Consider the following 18706-nt stretch of genomic DNA (forward strand, 5'->3'; position numbering starts at 1 on the left):
CATCGGGCGTTGCCCGGTGGCGGCCTTCTTCGTGCCCACACCTTCGAGTGACATCGAGTGACTTCGAAACCGCTCTGCGTGTTCGGTCGTCTTACTGGGCGAGGGACCACAGGGAGGGGTGGCGTGGACGGATACGCGGTGAAGGTCGACGAGCTGGGCAAGCTCATCGCCGACCTGGATACGACGGCGGACCGGATGGCCGACGCGAACCGGAAACTCGGCGGCGGTGGGGCGTTCGGCTCGCTCGGCCATGCCGAGCTGAGCCGGGCGGGAGCGGAGTTCGAGGAGGCGTGGGGGTACGGGATCGAGCGGCTCGGTGACGCGGCTGTCGGGATCACGGAGCGGCTGAAGCAGGCGAAGGGGAAGTACGAGCGGATCGAGGCCCGGTTCGGCGGGGAGCTGGGGAAGTTCGGGTCCGCGGTGTTCGGCTCGGGTGATGGTCCGGTGGGCGGCGGGATCACGGGCGGGATGCCGGGTGTGGGTGAGCCGGCCGGCCGGGACGACCGACCGGTCGGTGGTGGCGCGGCCGGGATCGACGACCTGGCCGAGCGTGCGGTGCCGGACGAGCGGCCGGTCGGTGGCGGTGCGACCGGTGGCATCACCGACCTCCTGAACGGCCTCGATCGATGAGCGCGCGCGACTTCCCGGCGCTGGGCTTCGACCCGGCGCCCGGCGATCTCGACGGCGTCGCCGAGCTGGCCGGCAAGTACCGCGTCGTGAGCCGTGATCTGGCGGAGGCGAACGTCTCGCTGCGCGAGATCGTCACCAAGCAGGGCGTCTGGCAAGGCGAGGCGAGCGAGGCCTTCACACGGCGCGTCGGCCCGCTGCCGGGGTACCTCGACGGCGCCGCCAAGTCGATGGGTCAGGCCGCCGACGCGCTGGACGCGTGGTCCCACGACCTCGGCGACCTGCAGAAGCGCGCGGCGGACCTGGAAGCCCGCGCGGAGGCGGCCGCCCGCGCGGCCGAGCAGGCGCGGGCGAACCCGGACCTCGCGCTGGCGAACCGGACGTTCCCGGACCAGCCGTCCCTGCAGATCGCCCAGCGCCTGCTGGACAACGCGGGTGCGCAGCTCGAGACCGCGATCGACGGCTGCCAGAACGTCCAGGACGCGGCGAAGCAGCTGCTGACCGAGCACACCGACACCGCGGGCCGGGTCGCCGAGCTGCTGCGGAAGGCGAAGGAGCCGGCGCCCGACGAGCCGGACCTGCTGGACGAGCTGTCCGACGCGGTGGGCGGGGCGCTGGCCGACCTGTCGAACACCCTGGCCGACTCGGTGGACGAGGCCTGGAACTTCGTCCAGGACCACGCCGAGGTGATCTCGAAGTGCTCCGACGTGACGGGGGACATCGGCAACGTTCTCGGGTTCGTCGGCGAGTTCCTCCCGCCGCCGGTCAACGTGGTGGTCGGCGGGGTCGCGACCGGGATGGGGGTCGCCGCGCTGGCCGGCCACGCCACCGCGGCGGCAGCGGGCGCCGACGTCGCCACGGAGACCCTGTTCTTCGACGGGATCGGTGCTGGGACGTCCTTGATCGGCACCTTCGCGCCACCGGGTGTCGAGGGCGTGATGAAAGGCCTCGGCTACGGCGCGTTCGGGGCTCAGCTCCAGATCGACGGCGCGAGCCAGACGCTCGGTGGGAGCTTCGAAGGGCCGATCAGCGACTTCAAGAGCTACTGGCGGCCGAAGGACGCCGACGACTGGGCCGCGGTCGTTTCGCCGGGGGTGAGCGCCTACACGCACGCGGCGGAAGCCGGCACCCAAGCCGACAACGCGCCTGATCGTCGTCGCGAGCGGGCGGAAGACGAGGTGTGGAACTGATGCCGCTGCAGATCGACCTGCCGCCCGGGTTCGCCGGGATGCCGGTGGGCGGTGACGACAAGCTGAACCGCGGGCACGCCTGGACCGTCGCCGGGAACCTGGCGGCCGGAGCGGGTACGAGCATCGAAGAGTTCGGCAGCTACCTGATGGCGCTGGTGCCGACCATGCAGGCCAACGGTATCCGCGTGTTCGGCAAGTTCGCGGTCGGCCCGCGGCAGTCGGACGTCGCGACCCTGACGCTGGGCGTGGTGCAGTGGCCCGAGACCGCGCCCGTCAACCCGGACGCCGTCGTCGCGGCGATGGCCGAGCAGTACCGGAGCAGCCACCCCCGCGCGGTTGTCCAACCGGTGCGGTTGCCGATCGGCCCGGCTGTCGTCGCGATCAGCGGCGGCGAGTTCCACCTGCCGGAGGGGGACGTACGCGCGCAGATCAAGGCCGAGTACCAGATTCCGTTGCCGGACGGCCGGTCCGTGGTTGTGCTCTCGGTCGCCACAGCGTCGGAGGACGCCTGGCTGGCGGTCGCCGAGGCGACAGCCAGGGTGGCTTGGAGCTTGCGCAGCCAGGAGAACGCGTGACCGCCTGGACGCCGGCGGCGGACGCCTCATCGTTCCCGCTGGCGTACGTGCTCGGTTTCATCGTGCTCGGCGGCCTCGCGGCCGGCGCCCTGGCGATGACCATCATCCGGATCGCGCGGTCCAGGAAGCCCCGGGACGAGCAGATGATGCTCCTGGCCGCGCAGCTCGATGGTCGGTATCAGGTGTGCGTCCGGATGATGGAGATCGGCCTGACGCGGGAGGATCTCCGCCGAGTCGCGCACAGCCGCGGCTACGCGCTGATCGAGCACCGGTTCGCCAAGTACTACGAATTCGTGCGGTATCCGGGGAGACCATGAACAATCCGCAGCTGATCGATGAGATGCGCTGGCAGCTCAAGCAGATCGAGGACCGCAAGGCCGAGAACCGGCGGCTGCTCGCGGGGATCGCGGGGAGCGGGCACACGACCGTCGTCTCGGCGGATCGGAGCGTCACCGTGCTTGCCGGGCCCGGCGGGGTCGTCAGTGAGGTGCGGCTGGCGCCCGAGGCCATGCGGTGCGACGCCGTCAGTCTCGGCCGGACCATCACCGCCGCTGTGCGGGAAGCCGTTGCCGCCGGTAGCCGTCTCGCGAGTCCGCCGGAACGGCAGCAACAACAGCCGGTGGTGCGGCAGCGCAGGCAGGTTCCGGACGAAGACGAGCCCTACGACACCGTCTACGACGTCTGAGACCGGGCTGGAACGGCTGGAACGGCTAAACCGGCGGCGGCTGTTCTCCCCGCTTCGCCGCCGCGCGCTTGGCTCGCCACCCCAGACTCAGGACCGCCTGCACCAGTTCCTGGTAGCTCGGCTTGACCTCCTCGAGGTACCGCTCGAGGTAGGCCGCGCGGGCGGTCGGGACCGGGCGGGGGTGGTCGCCCGGGGGGAGCCACGTGAGGCCCTGGATGTTGTGCAGCGCCATCTTCCACCAGCGCGTCGCGCGCTCGGCCGCACGTTCCTCGCGTTCGGTCGCGACGGCGATCGCGTTCGACGCTTCCTCGATCTCCGCTTCGATCGACTCCGCGCGCTGAAGCTCCCAGGCGCGGAGGTTCTCCGCCGAGCCCCGGGACAGAGCGATGATTTCCTTGTACCGCATGGCCGCGGTGGCGCCGTCGTCGGTCATTACGCGTTCTCCGGACGCTGGAACGGGATGATCACTTCGGGGGCACCGTGCGTGGTGCGGTCGAAGAACAACGCCCGGCCCGGGCGCGGCGACCAGTGCACGACCTGTCCCGCGGCGAACGGCGCGAGCTCGTTGCCCTGGACGTCCAGGGCCGCCCACGCGCCGATGTCGTCGGTGCCGGCGAACCCCAGGGTGTCCTTGAGCCGGGCGATGCTGCGCCACCAGCCGATCGTGTGGATACCGTGGCTCGGTCCTTGTTTCAGGATCACGCGCAGGTGGTCGAGGCCGCTCTTCAGCTGCCCGACCGCTTTCGCCTCGAGCGTCGGCAGGGCCGCGTCGACGCCGTACAGCAGCATGATCTTCGCGCCGCCGGACATCGAGCCCGTCATCGACTCGAGCACGCCCGTGAGGTCGTCGACGAGGGTCGCCGCGTGGCCGTCGGCGCGCAGGTGCTCGGTCAGCTCAAGTGCGGCCGAGGCGCACGCTTCGATCGGGCAGCTCAAGATGAACTCGACTTCGCCGGGTTCGTACTGCCGGGACAGCGACCGCGCCGCGGAGTCCATGATGGACAGCGCCTCGGCGGTGGCGGACCCGAGCACCGCGACGTTGCGGCCCGGCGCCCGGGGCAGCTCGACGCCGCACGCCGCCTCGGTGACGTCGATCGACTGGCCCAGCAGCGCCCGCGGCTTGGACGTTGGCTTGAGGTCGAGGAACGCCGGGAACCGTTCCAGCACCGGTGAATGCGCTCCGTCGAACAAGCGCGGGCGCGGGAACCGGCCCTGGTACTCCTCCCACAACCGGTGCTGCAACCGGACGAACACGTTCTTGCTGCTCGCGTCCGGGACGTGGGACAGCTGGTTGCCGTGCGCGATGCCGGAGTCGTGGTTGATCACCGCGTGCCACTTCGGCGCCGACACCGCCGCGTTGTTCGTCTCGGCCAGCACGCGGCGCGCCTTCGGCATCGCGATCCGCAGCGTGCACTGCTCGAACACCGCCGGCTTGCCCCAGAACGCCTCGATGCCGGCGACGTCCTGGCTGGCCAGCACCATGTGGATGCCCTGCGACCGGCCGCGGCGGGCGATGTCCTCGAGCAGCTGCGTCGCCGTCGCGGTGACCTGGTCGCGCCCGGCGAACAGGTACTGGAACTCGTCGATTACCGCGACGATCCGCGGCCAGTGCCCGCCGGGGTCGGCTTCGCGCAGGTCGGCGAGGTTGGTGACTTCGTGCTCCTTAGCCGCCGACGAACGCCTTCGCAGCTCGTCGGTGAGGAAACGCAGCAGGGCCAGGCCGAACTCGCGGTCGGTGTTGACGTTGACGCCGACGAGCCGCGCGTGCGGCAGCCAGCTCGCGTCCTTGCGCCCCGGCGCCAGCCCGGCGAACGAGACGCCTTCCTTGAAGTCCAGCAGGTACAACGCCAGCTCGTCCGGGGTGTACCGCGCCGAGAGGCTGCCGAGCAGCGCGTACAGGAAGTTCGTCTTGCCGGACCCGGACGGCCCGCCGATCAGCGCGTGCGGGCTCGCGTCGCCGATCACGACCTCGACCGGTTCGCCTTCGAAGAACCCGACCGGGGCCCGGAGTTCACGCGCGGAGCTGTGGTGCCCGAGCTCGGGCGGGAGCAGGTCTTCGAACGACCGCGGCCCGCCCTGCTTGGCGATCAGCGCGTCCGCGATCTTGCCCGCCGCGCGGATGACCTGGCCGGACGGCATCGGCGGATCGAGGTCGACGAGCAGGTCGGTGCCGGTCATGCTGCTGATCGCGTGCCGGTCGTCGGTCAGGCTCAGCGTCTCGACCGACGCGCTGACCACCGTCGGCACGTCGATCATGATCAGGCAGATCCCCGCGGCCAGCGCCCCGCTCGCGACGCGCTTGAGGTCGCGCGCGCGTTCCGGTTCGAGGGTTTCGCCGTTGCCGTACAGCACGGCGATGCGGAACGGCTCGATCCGCTGCTGCTGCGCCTTCCGCAGTTCCCGCAACGACGTGTGGCCCGCCTGCATGCCGGTGGCGTGGATGCGGCGGATGTGCCCGGCCAGCTCGTCGAGGAGGTCCTCCAGCCGGCCCGGGTCGTACAGCGAGAGCGCGCTGGTGCGGCTCAGCGGGTAGAGGTCCGGCAGGATCGCGGTCAGCTGCCCGATGTCCCACAGGTGCACGCGCACCGCGCCGGGTTCGAACGTCGAAAGCACGCGGATCAGCAGGTTCTGGACGATGCCGTCGATCGTGGGCCGGGTCTTGGGCGCCGACGTGATCGCCAGGTGCGACTCGTCGAGCAGCGGGACCGCGACGTCGAACGCGCGGGTGGGGTCACCGCCGGCGGCCGTGGCGGAACCGACGCGCCACAGCCCGGGCGCGGTGATGCCGGCGTTGTGGCCGACGCGGCCGAGCCACTCGCCCGCCGGCAGCCCGGCCGGGCCGGGTGCGTTCTGCGCCACCACTTCGCGCAGGGTCGCGGGGCCTTGGCTCCAGTCCGTGTAGTGGGTGCTGCGGATCGCGCCGAGCGCGCCGAAGACCTCGTGCGCGGCGGGGTGGCGGGACCAGTCGTTCTGCTGCTCGGTGCTGGCGTGGTTCATGCCGACGCGGACGATGTCGCGCTCCAGCTCGAGTTTGGCCAGGTCGGCTTCGGCCGCTTGACGGGCTCCGGCCGCCGCGCCCAGCACCAGCCCGATCTGGTGGCGGACCCGGTCGAGTGCGGTCTCGACGCGGTTGCGTTGCTCGGCTGACTTGTTGGCCATCGGCGTCCCCAAGAAAAAAGGTGTCCCGGAAAGGATTACAGGCGCGATCGGTATCCGCTCACCAGATCCTCGGCGGAGGCCAGGCGGCCGAGGAGCTGATCCAGCCCCTCGCCGGCCTGCGCGTACTGCGAAGGGAGCCAGGGATCGGCCTTGGCCTGGGCGTCCACCAGCGCTTGCCGGGCTTCCCCGAGCAGGCTTGTGGCCCGCTCGGTTTGGGCGCGCGCGTCGGCGAGCCCGGCCACGACGGCGGTGAGCAGCTGGTGAAGTTCGGCGAGTGTCATCCGGCTAGAGACGCGCCGAGTACGAGTCGGCGGACGAAATGCTGGCCTGGATGGTGCTCTGCATACCGCTGATGTCGTGCAGCGCCTGGGCCAGCAGGCCGTGGGCCTGGCTCACTTCGTGCTGGCTGCTTCCCTGCGTCGCCTGCGAGAGCGACTGCTGGGCTTCTTCGAGAGACTGCGCTGCTTGCTGGAGGGCGGCGATGCCTGCGGACGCCTTTTCGTTGGCGAGCGCGATGCCAGCGCGGATCTCTTCGACTCCGGCCATCGGGCCTCTACTCCTCGAGTCTGGTTGGTCTTGCGGGGACGGATTTCTATTGAAACAGATCCAGCGACGCACCGTGATCATCAGATGATGCCCAGTGATCGCGGGTCCGGAATCAGCAAGGCCCCGGACGCAGGAACGTCCGGGGCCTGGCCGATCACGGTGCGTGCGGGGGTCATCCCGGCACGAATGCCGCACACTGGCGTCGGTGGCCTGCACTACCCCAGGTCAGAGCGATTTTCGTGCCACTTCGGGCCTCTCTGAACGGGGGCGGTCGAGGTGGCCCGAAGACTATCGCGCGCTGATCGACACGCTTCGATCAGCCCTGCTCGTAACTCCCCGCTACCGCGCAGAAAACTTCAGTTCGTTTTTGAAGACGTCTCACGTTAGGCCTGCTGGCCGAACGCGGGCTGGGCCGGTGCGATTCCGGGCCCGCAAACGACGAAACGCCGAGCGGCCCGTGAAGGCTGCCCGGCGTCTCGCCTGATCAAGTGCGGAGGATACAGGATTCGAACCTGCGAGGGCGTGAACCCAACACGCTTTCCAAGCGTGCGCCTTAGGCCGCTCGGCCAATCCTCCGCAGGAGACGATACCGGACGCCCTTCCGTGCCTGCGAAGGCGGGTCAGGCCGGCGCAGTCAGGGTGCGATGTCGGCGACCACGCACGTGATGTTGTCGGGGCCGCCCGCTTCGTTGGCCAGGCGGATCAGCTCCGCGACCAGTTCCGCGGCGTCCGTGACGTCCGCGAGGGTGTCGCGCAACGTGGGTTCGCTGACCGGGCCGCTGAGGCCGTCCGAGCAGAGCAGATAACGGTCGCCCGGCTTCGCGGTGAACGTCCAGACGTCCGCCTCGCTCGAGCCCGATGTCTGCAGGGCGCGCATCAGCAGGGAGCGCCGCGGGTGGGAGTCGGCGTCTTCGGCGGCGACGCGGCCGTCTTCGACCAGGGCCTGGACGAGCGTGTGGTCGCGGGTCAGGCGGCGCAGGTCGCCGTCACGCAGGAGGTAGCCGCGGGAGTCGCCGATGTGGGCCGCGGCGAACGTGACGCCGTCGAAGAGCAGTGCGGTGAGGGTGGTGCCCATGCCTTCCGTGGTGGGCTCCCGCGACGCGACCTCGGTCAGCCGCTCGTCGATCGACTTGACGACACCCGTCAGCGTCGGGATCAGATCGATGGTCGTGAGGTCGATCCGGCGCAGGTCGACGTCGAGCTCGCGCAGCACGTCGACGGCGGTCGCGCTGGCCACTTCGCCGTGCGGCTGACCGCCGATGCCGTCGGCGACGGCGAGCAGGCGGGAACTCGCGTACATCGAGTCCTCGTTGATCCGGCGCCGCCTGCCGACGTCCGACCCCGCGGCGTACCGCAGGACGTACCGATCGTGTGTCATGCTCCCATGAAAGCATTGGTTGACTGAGTTCACAAGCAAGACGGCTGAACGGACCATCCTCCGATAGAGTCCTCGCCATGGACGACGACGCCACGGTCAGCGCGGCAGACATCGCGCGCCTCGGCGGGGTCGGCCGGGCCGCGGTGAGCAACTGGCGCCGCCGGTACCCCGACTTCCCGCAGCCGGTCGGCGGCACGGCGTCGAGCCCGCTGTTCGGCCTGTCCGACGTCGCCGGCTGGTTCCACGCCCGCGGCAAGAAGTTCGAGCTGTCCGCGGCGGAACGCGCCTGGCAGCGCCTGCGCGCCCTCGGTGACGACCTCGACCTCGCCGAGCGCGTGAACCGCGCGGGCGTCTTCTTCGCTTTCCAGGCCGGGATCTTCGACACCTTCGACCACAAGCTCGCTGACGCCGAACTGCTCACGCTGCTCAGCGAGATGACCCACCGGACCGGGCCCGTCGACGCGTTCGAATTGTTGTGCCGCCGGTACTTCGAGGCGCACTCGCGGCGGCTGTCGACGACGCCGGAGCCGGTCGCCGAGCTGATGGCCCGGCTCGTCGGGCCGGTGTCGGCCGTCCTCGACCCGGCGTGCGGCTTCGGCGCGCTCGCCCTCGCGAGCGGCGCGAAGACCGTGCTGGGGCAGGACAGTGACCCGATGACGGCGTCGATCGCGTCGCTGCGGCTGCGGTTGCGCGGCGTCGAGGCCGACGTCCACGCGGTCGACGCGCTGCGCGAAGACGCCTTCGCCGGCCGGACCGCCGAAGCCGTGTTGTGCGACCCGCCGTTCAACGAACGCGCCTGGGGCCACGACGAACTGGTCGGCGACGCGCGCTGGGAGTACGGCCTGCCGCCACGCGGCGAGCCCGAGCTCGCCTGGGTGCAGCACTGCTTGGCGCACGTCGAACCCGGTGGCACGGTGGCGATCCTGATGCCGGGTGCGGCGGCCGGGCGGCGCAGCGGGAAGCGCATCCGCGGCAACCTCCTGCGCGCGGGCGCGGTCCGCGCGGTGGTCACGCTGACGTCGGTGGGCCCGGACCTCTGGCTGCTGCGGCGGCCGGTGGCCGGCGAACGACCGCCGTCCACCGTGCTGCTCGGCGAAGCGGGCGACGATCTGTCCACAGTGGAGTTCGACTGGCTGGAGTTCCTGGCCCGGCCGGAATCCGGCGTCCGGATCATCGACCTGCTCGACGACGACGTCGACCTCTCACCCGCCCGGTGGCGGGCCCGGGACGAGGACCCGGGGCAGGCGTTCCAGGCCGTACGGGAGCGGTTCGACGAGCTGGCGCCGCACCTGCCGCCGCTCGAGACGGCGGACGTCGAGCAGACGTTCACGACCATCGGCGAGCTGGTGAAGGCCGGCGTCGTCGAGGTCCGGCACGCCGCGCGGGCGGACGCCGAGCCACCGGTCGCGGAGGCGGGGGACGTCGTCGCGTCGGTGACCGGCACCGCGTACGTCCACAGTGGACCGTCACAGCCGGTCGGGGCCGGGCTGACCGTCTACCGCGTCGACCCGGAGCGGCTGGACGCGGACTTCCTCGCCGGCTGCCTGCGCGCCGCCGACCTCCCGGCCACCTCGGCGTCGACCCGGATCGACAGCAGGCGCGTGCGGATCCCGCGGTGCCCGCTCGACGTCCAGTACCGGTACGGCCTGGTCTTCCAGCAACTCGCCGAGTTCGACGACGTTCTGCGCGAGGCGGCCGAAACGGGCCGTGAGCTGGTCCGGCTAGGCTTTGCCGGACTCGTCGAAGGACGGCTCCGTCCCGGGGGCGGCTAGCCGAAGGGGAACGGATGCTGATCGCCGACCGCTACGAGCTCGACGAACTGCCGCTCGGCCGCGGCGGGATGGGCGCGGTGCACGGCGGGCACGACCGCAGGCTGGGCCGGCGCGTCGCGATCAAGCTGCTCAGACTCCCTGGCCGTGACGAAGAGCTCGAAGCCCGCTTCGCCCGCGAAGCACGGATTCTGGCGACGCTCGACCACCCCGGCGTCCCGGCGCTGTACGACTACGGCACGCACGACGACCGGTTGTTCCAGGTCATGCAGTTCGTCGAGGGCGTGACGATCGCCGATCTGCTCGCCGAGCACGGGCCGCTGCCGGTGCCGTGGGCCGCGGCGATCGCGGCGCAGGCCTGCGCGGTGCTGACCGCCGCCCACGCGCTCGCGGTGTGCCACCGCGACCTCAAGCCGTCCAACCTGATGCTCGGCCCGGACGGTGGGGTGAAGGTGATGGACTTCGGCCTCGCGGTGCTGCGCGAAGCCGACGCCGCGCAGTTCACGCGGGCCGGGCAGCTGCTGGGTACGCCGTCGTACATGGCGCCCGAGCAGATCCAGCGCGGGGGCGCCGAACCGCGCAGTGATCTCTACGCGCTCGGCTGCGTGCTCCACGAGATGCTCACCGGGCAACGGCTCTTCGACGGTCCCACCGCGTACGCGGTCTTCGAGCGGCAGGTCAAGGAGCTGCCGCCACCGGTCGCGGGGATTCCCCAGCACCTCAACGCGTTGCTCGCCGAGATGCTGGCGAAGGATTCCGAAGACCGGCCGGCCGGCGCGGCGGTGCTGTACGACCGGCTCGGGCCGTTCGTCACCGGGCTGCCGCCGCTGCCGGGGTTCCTGGCGCCGCCGTCGGTGGCCAGCCCGGGCCGGATGTACGCGCGGATGCTGGGCCGCGTCACCGGCTGAGCGCCGCCGCGCCGCGATCGGCCAGCGGCAGGCCGGCGAGCTGGATGCGGCGGTAGGTCGTCGCGTTCTGCACCGCGATGCTGACGCCGACGGTGAGCGCGACCGACGCCGACGACAGCGGGCCCGCGACCCCGAGCACGGTGGCCAGCGCGACCAGTCCGATCCGGACGCCGATGGTCAGCACCCAGAGGACGAGGGTGACGGCCGAGCCCTTCTGGAACGTCGTGCCCTCGCGCGCGGTCAGCGTCGTCGTGGTGCTGCGGAGCACGCCGAGCCCGGCGAGCAGGACCAGGTCGGCGCCGAGGAAGCCGAGCTCGGCGGCCGACGCACCGGGGAGCGCCTTCAGCGTCAGGTAACCGCCCACCAGAACGAGGATCAGCGGCAGCGTCACCAGCGACTTGCGGTCGAGCAGCGTGCCGCGGAGCTGCTTGTAGACGACCCGGTAGAGGACGAGGCCGGCGACGGCGACGTAGAGCAGGACGGTGACGATGCTGGACATCGGAGGCTCCCGGTTTCGAAGGTGCTTCCAGCTTCGGTGTCCGGCCGCCTCATTACGTCGGCGTGCGGATCGGTCCCGGGTGGAACCCGGCCTCAACCCCCGGGTTGACGCGCTACTCCTCCCAGACCGGCTCGGGCGGCAGGCCGCGCTCGGCGCGGGCCGCGTCGGACAGTTCCTGGATGAGGTCGGTCTTCGCCCGCGTGTAGGCGTCTCCGGTCATCCCGGACGCGGCCAGCTTCTGCTTCAGCTCGCCGTACCGGCGCGCGGCTTCCGGGTACTTCCGCAGGTGGGCGGCCATGACACGCTCCTTGTTGTGCTCCCAGTTCGTCGGCGGGAAGACGTGCAGGTGGTGCGTGCGGACGTCGCCGGTGCGCCGGACGAACAGCAGCCGTCCCGGGGCGCCGAAGTCCTCGGCGCGGTAGCCGAGGCCGTCGAACAGGTCGGGCGGGACGGCGTCGAGATCGGGCGCGAGCGCGGCGATGTCGATGATGGGCTTGGCCGCGAGGCCGGGTACCGATGTGCTGCCGACGTGCTCGACCTGGGAGAACCGGTCGCCCGCGACGGCGAGGAGCTCGGCGCGGGCCTCGGCGAAGCGCTGCGGCCACGCCTGGTCGTAGGAAGAAACGATCACCATCGGGTCATCATCTACCCAATCGTGACCTTCGTGGACGAACCTCTGGCGGGGGACTCCCGTCTTTAGGGGTGTCCGACGGAGATCGAGTCTTTCTGGGGGTACGGGATCGTGAAGAGGCTTCTGGCGGGAGCGGCCGCGCTGGCCACGGCGTTGGTGCTGACCGCGTGCTCGGGCGGGTCGTCCGGTGCGGGCGAGCCGAACGCCGGCGGCGGGGCCGTCGCGGCGGGCGCCGGCGGCGGAGCGCCGACGACGTCCGCGAGCACGTCCACGGCTCCGCCCACCACGTCGGCCAGCGCGACGCCGACTCCAGCACCGTCGACGACCAAGCCCGCGCCGACCAGCACGACCCCCAAGCCGAAGCCGAAGCCCAAGCCGGCCCCGAAGCCCGCCGCCGACCCGAGCGTGCCGTGCGCGGCCGCCGCGGCGGCCGCGGGCACGGCCGCCTGCGTCGACCTCTCGGCGCACAAGACCTGGATCCTGCAGGGCGGCAAGGTCGTCTACGGGCCGGTCTCGATGCTGCCGGGCCGCAAGGGCTACGCGACGCCGACCGGCACGTTCCACGTGCTGTCGAAGGAGAAGGTGCACCTGTCGAAGGAGTTCGACAACGCGCCGATGCCGAACTCGGTCTTCTTCTACCCGGGTGACGCGTTCCACACCGGCAGCCTGTCGGTGTACTCGCACGGCTGCATCCACCTGTCGGCGAGCTCGTCGCTGAAGTACTTCAACACGCTGCACGTCGGCGACGTCGTGCAGGTTGTTCCGTAACGCGCCATCAATCGATACGGACAGTAGATCACGGTAGAGTAACTTCACTCGTAAGAGTGCAACTGGCCCCCCTGTTCAGGCGATAAGAAATCGCTTGGGAAGGGGGGCCAAATGGCCTTGGGAAAACTTCGAGCACTACGCCACGCTCTCGTGGCGGTCGTGCTGACGGGGGCATTGCTGCCGGCCGTGACCACTGGGGTGGCCACGGCGGCGGCCGCACTCCCGCAGGGATTCGTCCTGCGGGACACGGACACCGGACTCGGTGTGGGGGAACTGACCGACTTCGCTTACCTGCCGGACAACTCGATGCTCGCCATCGGGAAGAGCGGCGGCGTGCGATGGGTCTCGGCGACGGGTGGCGCGCCGAAAACCGTCACCAACCTGACCGTTCGCACGATCGGTGACCTCGGCCTGGTGGGCATCGCCGTGGCGCCGGACTACGCGACCACGCACAACATCTACCTGACGCGCTCGATCGACAGCGGGACCGGCTTCGTCATGCGGCTCTCGCGGTTCACCGTCACGCTCGACGGCACGGGGACGCCGTCCGGGCTGACCGGCGAGCAGGTCGTCTTCGAGACGCCGGGCATCCACAACGTCCACGCCATCAACACCGTGCTCGCGCCGGCGGACGGCACGCTCTGGCTGTCGATCGGCGACAACGGCGACTTCACGCAGGCGGACCCGGGTTCGCTGCGCGCGCAGGACGTCAACCAGCCCTACGGCAAAATTCTGCACCTGACCGCGGACGGCAAGGGCGTCCCGAGCAACCCGTACTACGACGCGGCGAACCCGGCGTCGACCGCGAGCAAGGTCTTCGCGCGCGGCCTCCGCAACCCGTTCCGGTTCAGCATCGATCCGAACCTCGGCCTGCCGGTCGCCGGGGACGTCGGCTGGAACAGCTACGAAGAGATCGACGTCGTCCAGCGCGGCGCCAACCAGGGCTGGCCGTGCTGGGAAGGCAACCACCCCACGCCCGGGTTCACCGGCCTCGCCGACTGCGCCGCGGTGGTGAACCAGCCGCCGATCACCGAGTACCAGCACGGTGACGGGATCAACAACGGCAACAGCGTCAGCGGCGGGATCCTCTACAACGGCTCCAGCTACCCGGCGGCCTACCGCGGTTCCTACTTCTTCGGCGACTACGCGACGCAGAAGATCTGGACCCTGCGCTACGACGACCAGGGCAAGCTCACGCAGGCGCCGGAAACACCGCCCGTCTTCACCGGCGTCGGCGGCCCGGTCAAGTTCGCCCCCGCGCCGAACGGCGACATCGTGTTCGCCGACATCCTCAGCGGCAAGATCCGGCGGCTGACCTACACCTCCGGCAACACCGTGCCGATCGCGGCCGCGACGTCGACCACCAACCCGGACACGCGGACGGTTTCCTTCGACGGCTCGACGTCGGTCGACTACGACAACGACCCGCTGAAGTACGACTGGGACTTCGGCGACGGCACGACCGCGCTCGACGCCGGTCCCCAGGTGAACCACACCTACGCGGCGGGCACCGACGCGTTCACCGCGACGCTGACGGTCCGGGACCCGCTGGGGGCGACCGGGACGACCACCGTCGCGGTCGCGCCGGGCAACCACAGCCCGCAGCTCACCCTGACCACGCCGGGCGACACCGCGACGTTCGCGGTGGGCCAGCAGGTCGGCCTGAGCGGCACCGCGACGGACGCCGAGGACGGCTCACTGCCGATCACCTGGACGTCCACGGTGCGCCACTGCCCGAGCGAGGCGACGTGCCACGCGCACCCGGGCGTCGGCGGGACGGGGGCGAGCTTCGCGCAGCCGTTCACCGACCACCCGGACTCCCGGATGGAGTTCACCGCGACGGTGACCGACAGCGCCGGCGTCAAGGCGTCCCAGACCTACGTGGCCCGGCCGCGTGAGCACCGGATCACCCTGGTCAGCACGCAGCCCGCGGCGCTGAGCATCCCGGTCGAGGGCGGCGTCACCACGGCGCTGGTCGCCGAAGGCGCGTCCTTCGACGTCGAGGCCCCGGCACTGGGCGTCGACGGCGTCTCGAAGTTCACCGGCTGGCAGGGCGGGCCCACGACCACCACGTGGGTCGTCACGGTCGGCACGAGCGACATGACGCTGACGGCGAACTACGACACCCCGATCGACCAGCGCTACAACGCCGACGCGGCGTTGCGGACCAAGCTCGGGGCGCCGGCCGCCGCCGAGGTCACCGACGGCGCGGTCCACTACCGGGCCTACGCCAACGGCAACCTCTACTGGAGCGCGGCGACCGGTGCGAAGTACGTCACCGCGCCGATCCTGGCCAAGTACCTCGCGCTCGGGGGCGTCAACGCGCTCGGGGCCCCGGAGAACGACACCACGGTCGCGCCGGACGGCGTCGGCACGTACAACCACTTCACGGCCTGGTCCTCGATCTACTCCACCCCGGCCACCGGGGCACACCTGATCAAGGGCTTGATCCGCGACAAGTGGCAGGTGCTGGGCTGGGAACGCGGCATCGGCTACCCGACGACCGACGAACTGTCCACTCCGGACGGTGTCGGCCGGTACAACCACTTCCTCAACGGCGGGAACATCGGTTCGATCTACTACACGGTCAACACCGGCGCGCACGCCCTCTACGGGGAGATCCGCAAGAAGTTCGCGGCGCTCGACTACGAGCGCGGCCTCGGCTACCCGACGACCGACGAGCTCGGCACGCCGGACGGCCGCGGCCGGTACAACCACTTCAGCCTCGGCCACTCGATCTACTACACGGTGGCGACGGGTGCGCACGCGGTGAAGGGCGAGATCCGCAAGCGCTGGGCGGCGCTCGGGTGGGAGAACTCCTACCTGCACTACCCGAAGACGGACGAGTACGTGGTGAACGGGGTGTACCGCAGCGACTTCGAAGGCGGCTACATCACGTTCACGCTCGCCGGCGGGGCGGTCGACCGCCCCTGGTGACCGGCAACTGAAGCACGACGCGGGCCGTCTCCGGAATTCTCCGGGGGCGGCCCTCGTCGTTTCACTCAACCTTTCGTGGCCCCTGCCCGGCCGGCGGTACCGCGGATGTCCGGCCGGCGGCCGAGACGCCGTCGTCGACGTCCATTTCGGACTGAGCAAGGGTGACGAGGTCCAGGTCGTCAGGTGAGCAGGTCCGCGGGGGTCGTCCCGGTCGACGTCAGCGGCAGGCCGAGGGTGACGCGCTCGGTGAGCCACGGGCTCGGCCGGTAGCGGGGGTCGCCGGTGGCCGCCTCCAGGCCGCGCAGGATGCGCAGCACGACGTCGCCGCCGACCAGGTCGCCCCAGGCCAGCGGGCCGCGCGGGTAGCCGAGGCCGAGGTGGACCGCCGTGTCGATGTCCGCCGGGGTGGCCAGGTGGTGGCCCGCGATGAAGCACGCCGTGTTGACGATCGAGGCCAGCAGGCGCTGGGCGATCGGGGCCGGGCCGTCGCGGACCACCGTCACCGGGTTTCCGGTGGCGGCCAGCGCGCCCCACGCCGCGCGGCCCACGTCCGGGTCGAGGCCGGGGTGCACCGAGAGCGTCAGCCGGCGCTCGTAGCCGCCGAGGGGGTCGACGCCGGCGACGCGCGCCAGTGGCAGGCCGGCGCGGGTGGCAGCGTCCACTGTGGACTCGCCGTAGAGCGGGACGAGCAGGACGGCGTCCGGGTAGGCGTCCGACACCACGTGCACGCCGGCCGCCGACAGCACGCGCGCGAGGTGCTCGTCGGCGGTGAACACCGGGCCGGTCGGCTTCGGCGGCGCGGCCGGCTCGTCCGGGTTCTGCTGCTTGCCCTCGACGTGCCGGTAGAAGCCCTCGCCGTTCTTGCGGCCGAACAGGCCGGCGGCGACACGCGGGCGCGTCAGCCACGACGGCCGCAGCCGCGGGTCGCCGTGAAAGCCGCTCCAGATGCTCTCCAGTACGGCGTGCGAGACGTCGAGGCCGGTGAGGTCGAGCAGCTCGAACGGGCCGAGCTTCAGGCCGAGCACGTCCCGCGCGACGCGGTCGACGTCGGCCGGCTCGGCCAGCGCCTCGCCGAGGATCTGCAGCGCCTCGGTGCCGAGCCCGCGCCCGGCGTGGTTGACCAGGAAGCCCGGCGCGTCCTTCGCGAGCACCGGCTCATGGCCCCAGCCGCGGACCAGTTCGAGCGCCTCGGCGGCCAGCCAGTCGTACGTCCGGGTGCCCGGGACGACCTCGACCAGGCGCATCAGCGGCACCGGGTTGAAGAAGTGCAGGCCGACGAGCCGGCCGGGGTCGGTCAGCTCGGCGGCGATCTCGGTGACCGACAGCGAGCTGGTGTTCGTCGCGAAGATCGTCTCCTGTGGACAGACGCGCTCCAGGCCGGCGAACAGCGCCCGCTTGGTCGCGAGGTCCTCGCGCACGGCCTCGACGACCAGGTCGACGCCGTCCGCGGGCGCGTCCGGCGCCTCGACCGGAACGAGCCGGTCCTTCACCGCCTGCGGGTCCTCGGTCAGCTTGCCCTTGGCGGCGAGCTTGTCCACCATCCCGCCGACGAAGTCGATCGCCTTCGCGACGGCCTCGGGCCGGACGTCGGTCAGCTCGACGGTCACCCCCGCGGTCGCGGCGAGCTGGACGATCCCGCGGCCCATCACCCCGGTCCCGATCACCCGGATCCTGCCGACCTTCCCGGCCCACCCCGTCACGTCGTGCCCGCCTTCCGCAGTTTGCCGTCCGGGCGACGGTACCGTCTCGGCCATGGCAGGGAAGCGCCTGACGCGGGCGGAAAGCCGCGAACGGACCAAGGAGCGGCTGCTCGACGCGGCGGCCGCGCTGTTCGCCGAGCGCGGCGTCAACGGGACGTCCGTCGAGCAGATCGCCGAACGCGCCGGTTACACGCGCGGCGCGTTCTACGGCAACTTCGAGGACAAGCACGAGCTGGTGGTGGCGCTGCTGGACCAGCGGCGCTCGCAGGAGGCGTCCGAGGTGGCGGCCCTGGCCGGCGACGTCATGGCCCAGCTCAAGGAGTGGCACGGCGAGCGTGCCGAACACCTGCCGGAGTGGTTCGCACTGCGCACCGAACTGACCCTGTACGCGCTGCGCAACCCCGGGGCCCGGCCGTCGATCGGGGAGAACGAACGTGCCGCGCGTGAGCTGATCGAGGCGGGGGTGCGGGCGACGTTCGCCGCGCGCGGGGCCGAACCGCCCGCGGACCCGGCGTTCCTCGCGCTGATCATCCACGCGCTGGAGGACGGCCTGCTCCGGCAGCGCTACCTGAGCCCGGACGGCACGAGCGACACCGTGATCGCCGACGCCGTCGAGCTGCTGCTGCGGACCTGGCTGCGTTAGAGACCGACGAACTCCGCCATCCGCCTCGCCGTGTGGGCGAAGAACTCGTCGGCCGGGTCGACGCTGCCGACGTACTGGCCGAACAGGTCGAAGTTGATCGCCCCGAACAGCTGGGTCCACGCCATGAGCAGCCGGGCCACCGTCTCGGGTCCGGCGACGATCCCGAGGACCTTCGTGAGCGCCTCGGCCTGGGCCCGCAGCTCGGGCGCGACGTCGCCGTCAACGGCCCGCAGCTCGGTGTGCGTGAGCACCTTGACCAGGGCCAGCGCGACGCGGGCCGCCGGCGCGACGGTGTCCTGCGGGGCCTGGTAGCCGGGGATCGGCGAACCGTAGATCAGCGCGTACTCGTGTGGGTGCGCCTTCGCCCAGCCGCGCGTCGCCAACCAGATCGACAGCCAGCGCTCGCGCGGTTCGCCCCGGCCCGGGTCGGCGCCCTCGGCCGCCTCGCCGATCGCGTTGTAGGCGTCGACGATCAGGTCGGTCAGCAGCCGGTCGCGGCTGGGGAAGTAGCGGTACAGCGCGGACGAGACCATGCCCAGCTCACGCGCCACCGCGCGCAGCGAAAGCCCGTTCGCGCCGACCTCGGCGAGCTGGCGGCGGGCCTCGTCCTTGATCTCCTGGGTGAGTTCGGCGCGGGCACGTTCGCGCGCGGTCCGGGTCGCGGTCATGACGCCCAGTCTGCCATGCACGA

19 protein-coding genes and 1 tRNA gene are annotated in these 18706 nt (G+C 71.3%); 10 read left to right on the plus strand and 10 right to left on the minus strand.

Going from position 1 to position 18706, the window contains the following annotated elements; genetic code table 11:
- The first annotated feature begins 123 nt into the window (after nucleotides 1-123).
- From ACLJQZ_RS00200 to ACLJQZ_RS00220, 5 genes are read left to right on the plus strand one after another with little or no spacing between them, the layout of a single operon-like run.
- Nucleotides 124-630, plus strand: coding sequence for a hypothetical protein (locus ACLJQZ_RS00200; protein WP_410617881.1), 507 nt, complete (start codon nucleotides 124-126; stop codon nucleotides 628-630).
- Entirely contained in the window at nucleotides 627-1817 is a 1191-nt protein-coding gene (locus ACLJQZ_RS00205; protein WP_410617883.1) for a putative T7SS-secreted protein, read from the plus strand. Before ACLJQZ_RS00200 ends, ACLJQZ_RS00205 begins: the two co-directional genes overlap by 4 nt.
- Complete coding sequence (locus tag ACLJQZ_RS00210; RefSeq protein ID WP_410617884.1) at nucleotides 1817-2392, plus strand: hypothetical protein; 576 nt, start codon at nucleotides 1817-1819, stop codon at nucleotides 2390-2392. Before ACLJQZ_RS00205 ends, ACLJQZ_RS00210 begins: the two co-directional genes overlap by 1 nt.
- Nucleotides 2389-2709 (plus strand): hypothetical protein, encoded by a 321-nt coding sequence (locus ACLJQZ_RS00215; RefSeq protein WP_410617885.1) that lies wholly within the window; start codon nucleotides 2389-2391, stop codon nucleotides 2707-2709. The genes ACLJQZ_RS00210 and ACLJQZ_RS00215 overlap by 4 nt, the downstream gene beginning before the upstream one ends.
- Nucleotides 2706-3077, plus strand: a complete 372-nt coding sequence (locus tag ACLJQZ_RS00220) for a YbaB/EbfC family DNA-binding protein (protein WP_410617886.1) — start codon at nucleotides 2706-2708, stop codon at nucleotides 3075-3077. Before ACLJQZ_RS00215 ends, ACLJQZ_RS00220 begins: the two co-directional genes overlap by 4 nt.
- A gap of 25 nt (nucleotides 3078-3102) precedes the next feature.
- Here the strand turns inward: ACLJQZ_RS00220 and ACLJQZ_RS00225 are convergent, their stop codons facing one another.
- The 6 genes from ACLJQZ_RS00225 to ACLJQZ_RS00250 form a co-directional block, all read right to left on the minus strand.
- The gene (locus tag ACLJQZ_RS00225) at nucleotides 3103-3510 is read right to left on the minus strand and encodes a hypothetical protein (RefSeq protein WP_410617887.1); all 408 of its coding nucleotides are present in this window, start codon (nucleotides 3508-3510) and stop codon (nucleotides 3103-3105) included.
- The gene (locus ACLJQZ_RS00230) at nucleotides 3510-6236 is read right to left on the minus strand and encodes an FtsK/SpoIIIE domain-containing protein (RefSeq protein WP_410617888.1); all 2727 of its coding nucleotides are present in this window, start codon (nucleotides 6234-6236) and stop codon (nucleotides 3510-3512) included. The genes ACLJQZ_RS00225 and ACLJQZ_RS00230 overlap by 1 nt, the downstream gene beginning before the upstream one ends.
- 35 nt (nucleotides 6237-6271) lie before the next feature.
- Nucleotides 6272-6517: a hypothetical protein gene (locus tag ACLJQZ_RS00235; protein WP_247058978.1), complete on the minus strand. Its 246-nt coding sequence runs from the start codon at nucleotides 6515-6517 to the stop codon at nucleotides 6272-6274.
- 4 nt (nucleotides 6518-6521) lie between these two features.
- Nucleotides 6522-6782, minus strand: coding sequence for a hypothetical protein (locus ACLJQZ_RS00240; RefSeq protein WP_247058976.1), 261 nt, complete (start codon nucleotides 6780-6782; stop codon nucleotides 6522-6524).
- 491 nt (nucleotides 6783-7273) lie between these two features.
- Nucleotides 7274-7358 (minus strand) — tRNA-Ser (locus ACLJQZ_RS00245).
- Between the two features lie 58 nt (nucleotides 7359-7416).
- Nucleotides 7417-8160, minus strand: a complete 744-nt coding sequence (locus tag ACLJQZ_RS00250) for a PP2C family protein-serine/threonine phosphatase (protein WP_410617889.1) — start codon at nucleotides 8158-8160, stop codon at nucleotides 7417-7419.
- A 77-nt stretch (nucleotides 8161-8237) separates the two neighbouring features.
- On the opposite strand from ACLJQZ_RS00250, the gene ACLJQZ_RS00255 reads away from it, so the two are divergent.
- Nucleotides 8238-9932: a class I SAM-dependent DNA methyltransferase gene (locus tag ACLJQZ_RS00255; RefSeq protein WP_410617890.1), complete on the plus strand. Its 1695-nt coding sequence runs from the start codon at nucleotides 8238-8240 to the stop codon at nucleotides 9930-9932.
- Nucleotides 9933-9946: 14 nt separating this feature from the next.
- Entirely contained in the window at nucleotides 9947-10837 is an 891-nt protein-coding gene (locus ACLJQZ_RS00260; RefSeq protein WP_410617891.1) for a serine/threonine-protein kinase, read from the plus strand.
- Here the strand turns inward: ACLJQZ_RS00260 and ACLJQZ_RS00265 are convergent.
- On the minus strand, nucleotides 10827-11336 hold the full coding sequence (locus ACLJQZ_RS00265) for a hypothetical protein (protein ID WP_410617892.1): 510 nt from the start codon (nucleotides 11334-11336) through the stop codon (nucleotides 10827-10829). The genes ACLJQZ_RS00260 and ACLJQZ_RS00265 overlap by 11 nt on opposite strands.
- Before the next feature lie 112 nt (nucleotides 11337-11448).
- Nucleotides 11449-11970 carry a GrpB family protein gene (locus ACLJQZ_RS00270; RefSeq protein WP_410617893.1) on the minus strand — a complete coding sequence of 174 codons (522 nt, stop codon included), beginning with the start codon at nucleotides 11968-11970 and terminating at the stop codon, nucleotides 11449-11451.
- Nucleotides 11971-12078: 108 nt separating this feature from the next.
- Between ACLJQZ_RS00270 and ACLJQZ_RS00275 the strand changes: the two genes are divergently transcribed.
- Both ACLJQZ_RS00275 and ACLJQZ_RS00280 read left to right on the plus strand, forming a co-directional pair.
- Nucleotides 12079-12735, plus strand: coding sequence for a L,D-transpeptidase family protein (locus ACLJQZ_RS00275; RefSeq protein ID WP_410617894.1), 657 nt, complete (start codon nucleotides 12079-12081; stop codon nucleotides 12733-12735).
- Nucleotides 12736-12846: 111 nt separating this feature from the next.
- On the plus strand, nucleotides 12847-15672 hold the full coding sequence (locus tag ACLJQZ_RS00280) for a PQQ-dependent sugar dehydrogenase (RefSeq protein ID WP_410617895.1): 2826 nt from the start codon (nucleotides 12847-12849) through the stop codon (nucleotides 15670-15672).
- 179 nt (nucleotides 15673-15851) lie between these two features.
- On the opposite strand, the gene ACLJQZ_RS00285 is transcribed toward ACLJQZ_RS00280, so the two are convergent.
- A complete protein-coding gene (locus ACLJQZ_RS00285) occupies nucleotides 15852-17372 on the minus strand; it encodes a 3-hydroxyacyl-CoA dehydrogenase (protein WP_410617896.1) in 1521 nt (506 codons plus the stop codon).
- Between the two features lie 52 nt (nucleotides 17373-17424).
- On the opposite strand from ACLJQZ_RS00285, the gene ACLJQZ_RS00290 reads away from it, so the two are divergent.
- Nucleotides 17425-18015 carry a TetR/AcrR family transcriptional regulator gene (locus ACLJQZ_RS00290; RefSeq protein ID WP_410617897.1) on the plus strand — a complete coding sequence of 197 codons (591 nt, stop codon included), beginning with the start codon at nucleotides 17425-17427 and terminating at the stop codon, nucleotides 18013-18015.
- On the opposite strand, the gene ACLJQZ_RS00295 is transcribed toward ACLJQZ_RS00290, so the two are convergent.
- Nucleotides 18012-18683: a TetR/AcrR family transcriptional regulator gene (locus ACLJQZ_RS00295; RefSeq protein ID WP_410617898.1), complete on the minus strand. Its 672-nt coding sequence runs from the start codon at nucleotides 18681-18683 to the stop codon at nucleotides 18012-18014. The two genes, ACLJQZ_RS00290 and ACLJQZ_RS00295, sit on opposite strands and share 4 nt — an antisense overlap.
- Nucleotides 18684-18706 lie beyond the last annotated feature (23 nt).

The sequence above is a fragment of the Amycolatopsis sp. cmx-8-4 genome (assembly GCF_046548675.1).
Classification (GTDB): Bacteria; Actinomycetota; Actinomycetes; order Mycobacteriales; family Pseudonocardiaceae; genus Amycolatopsis.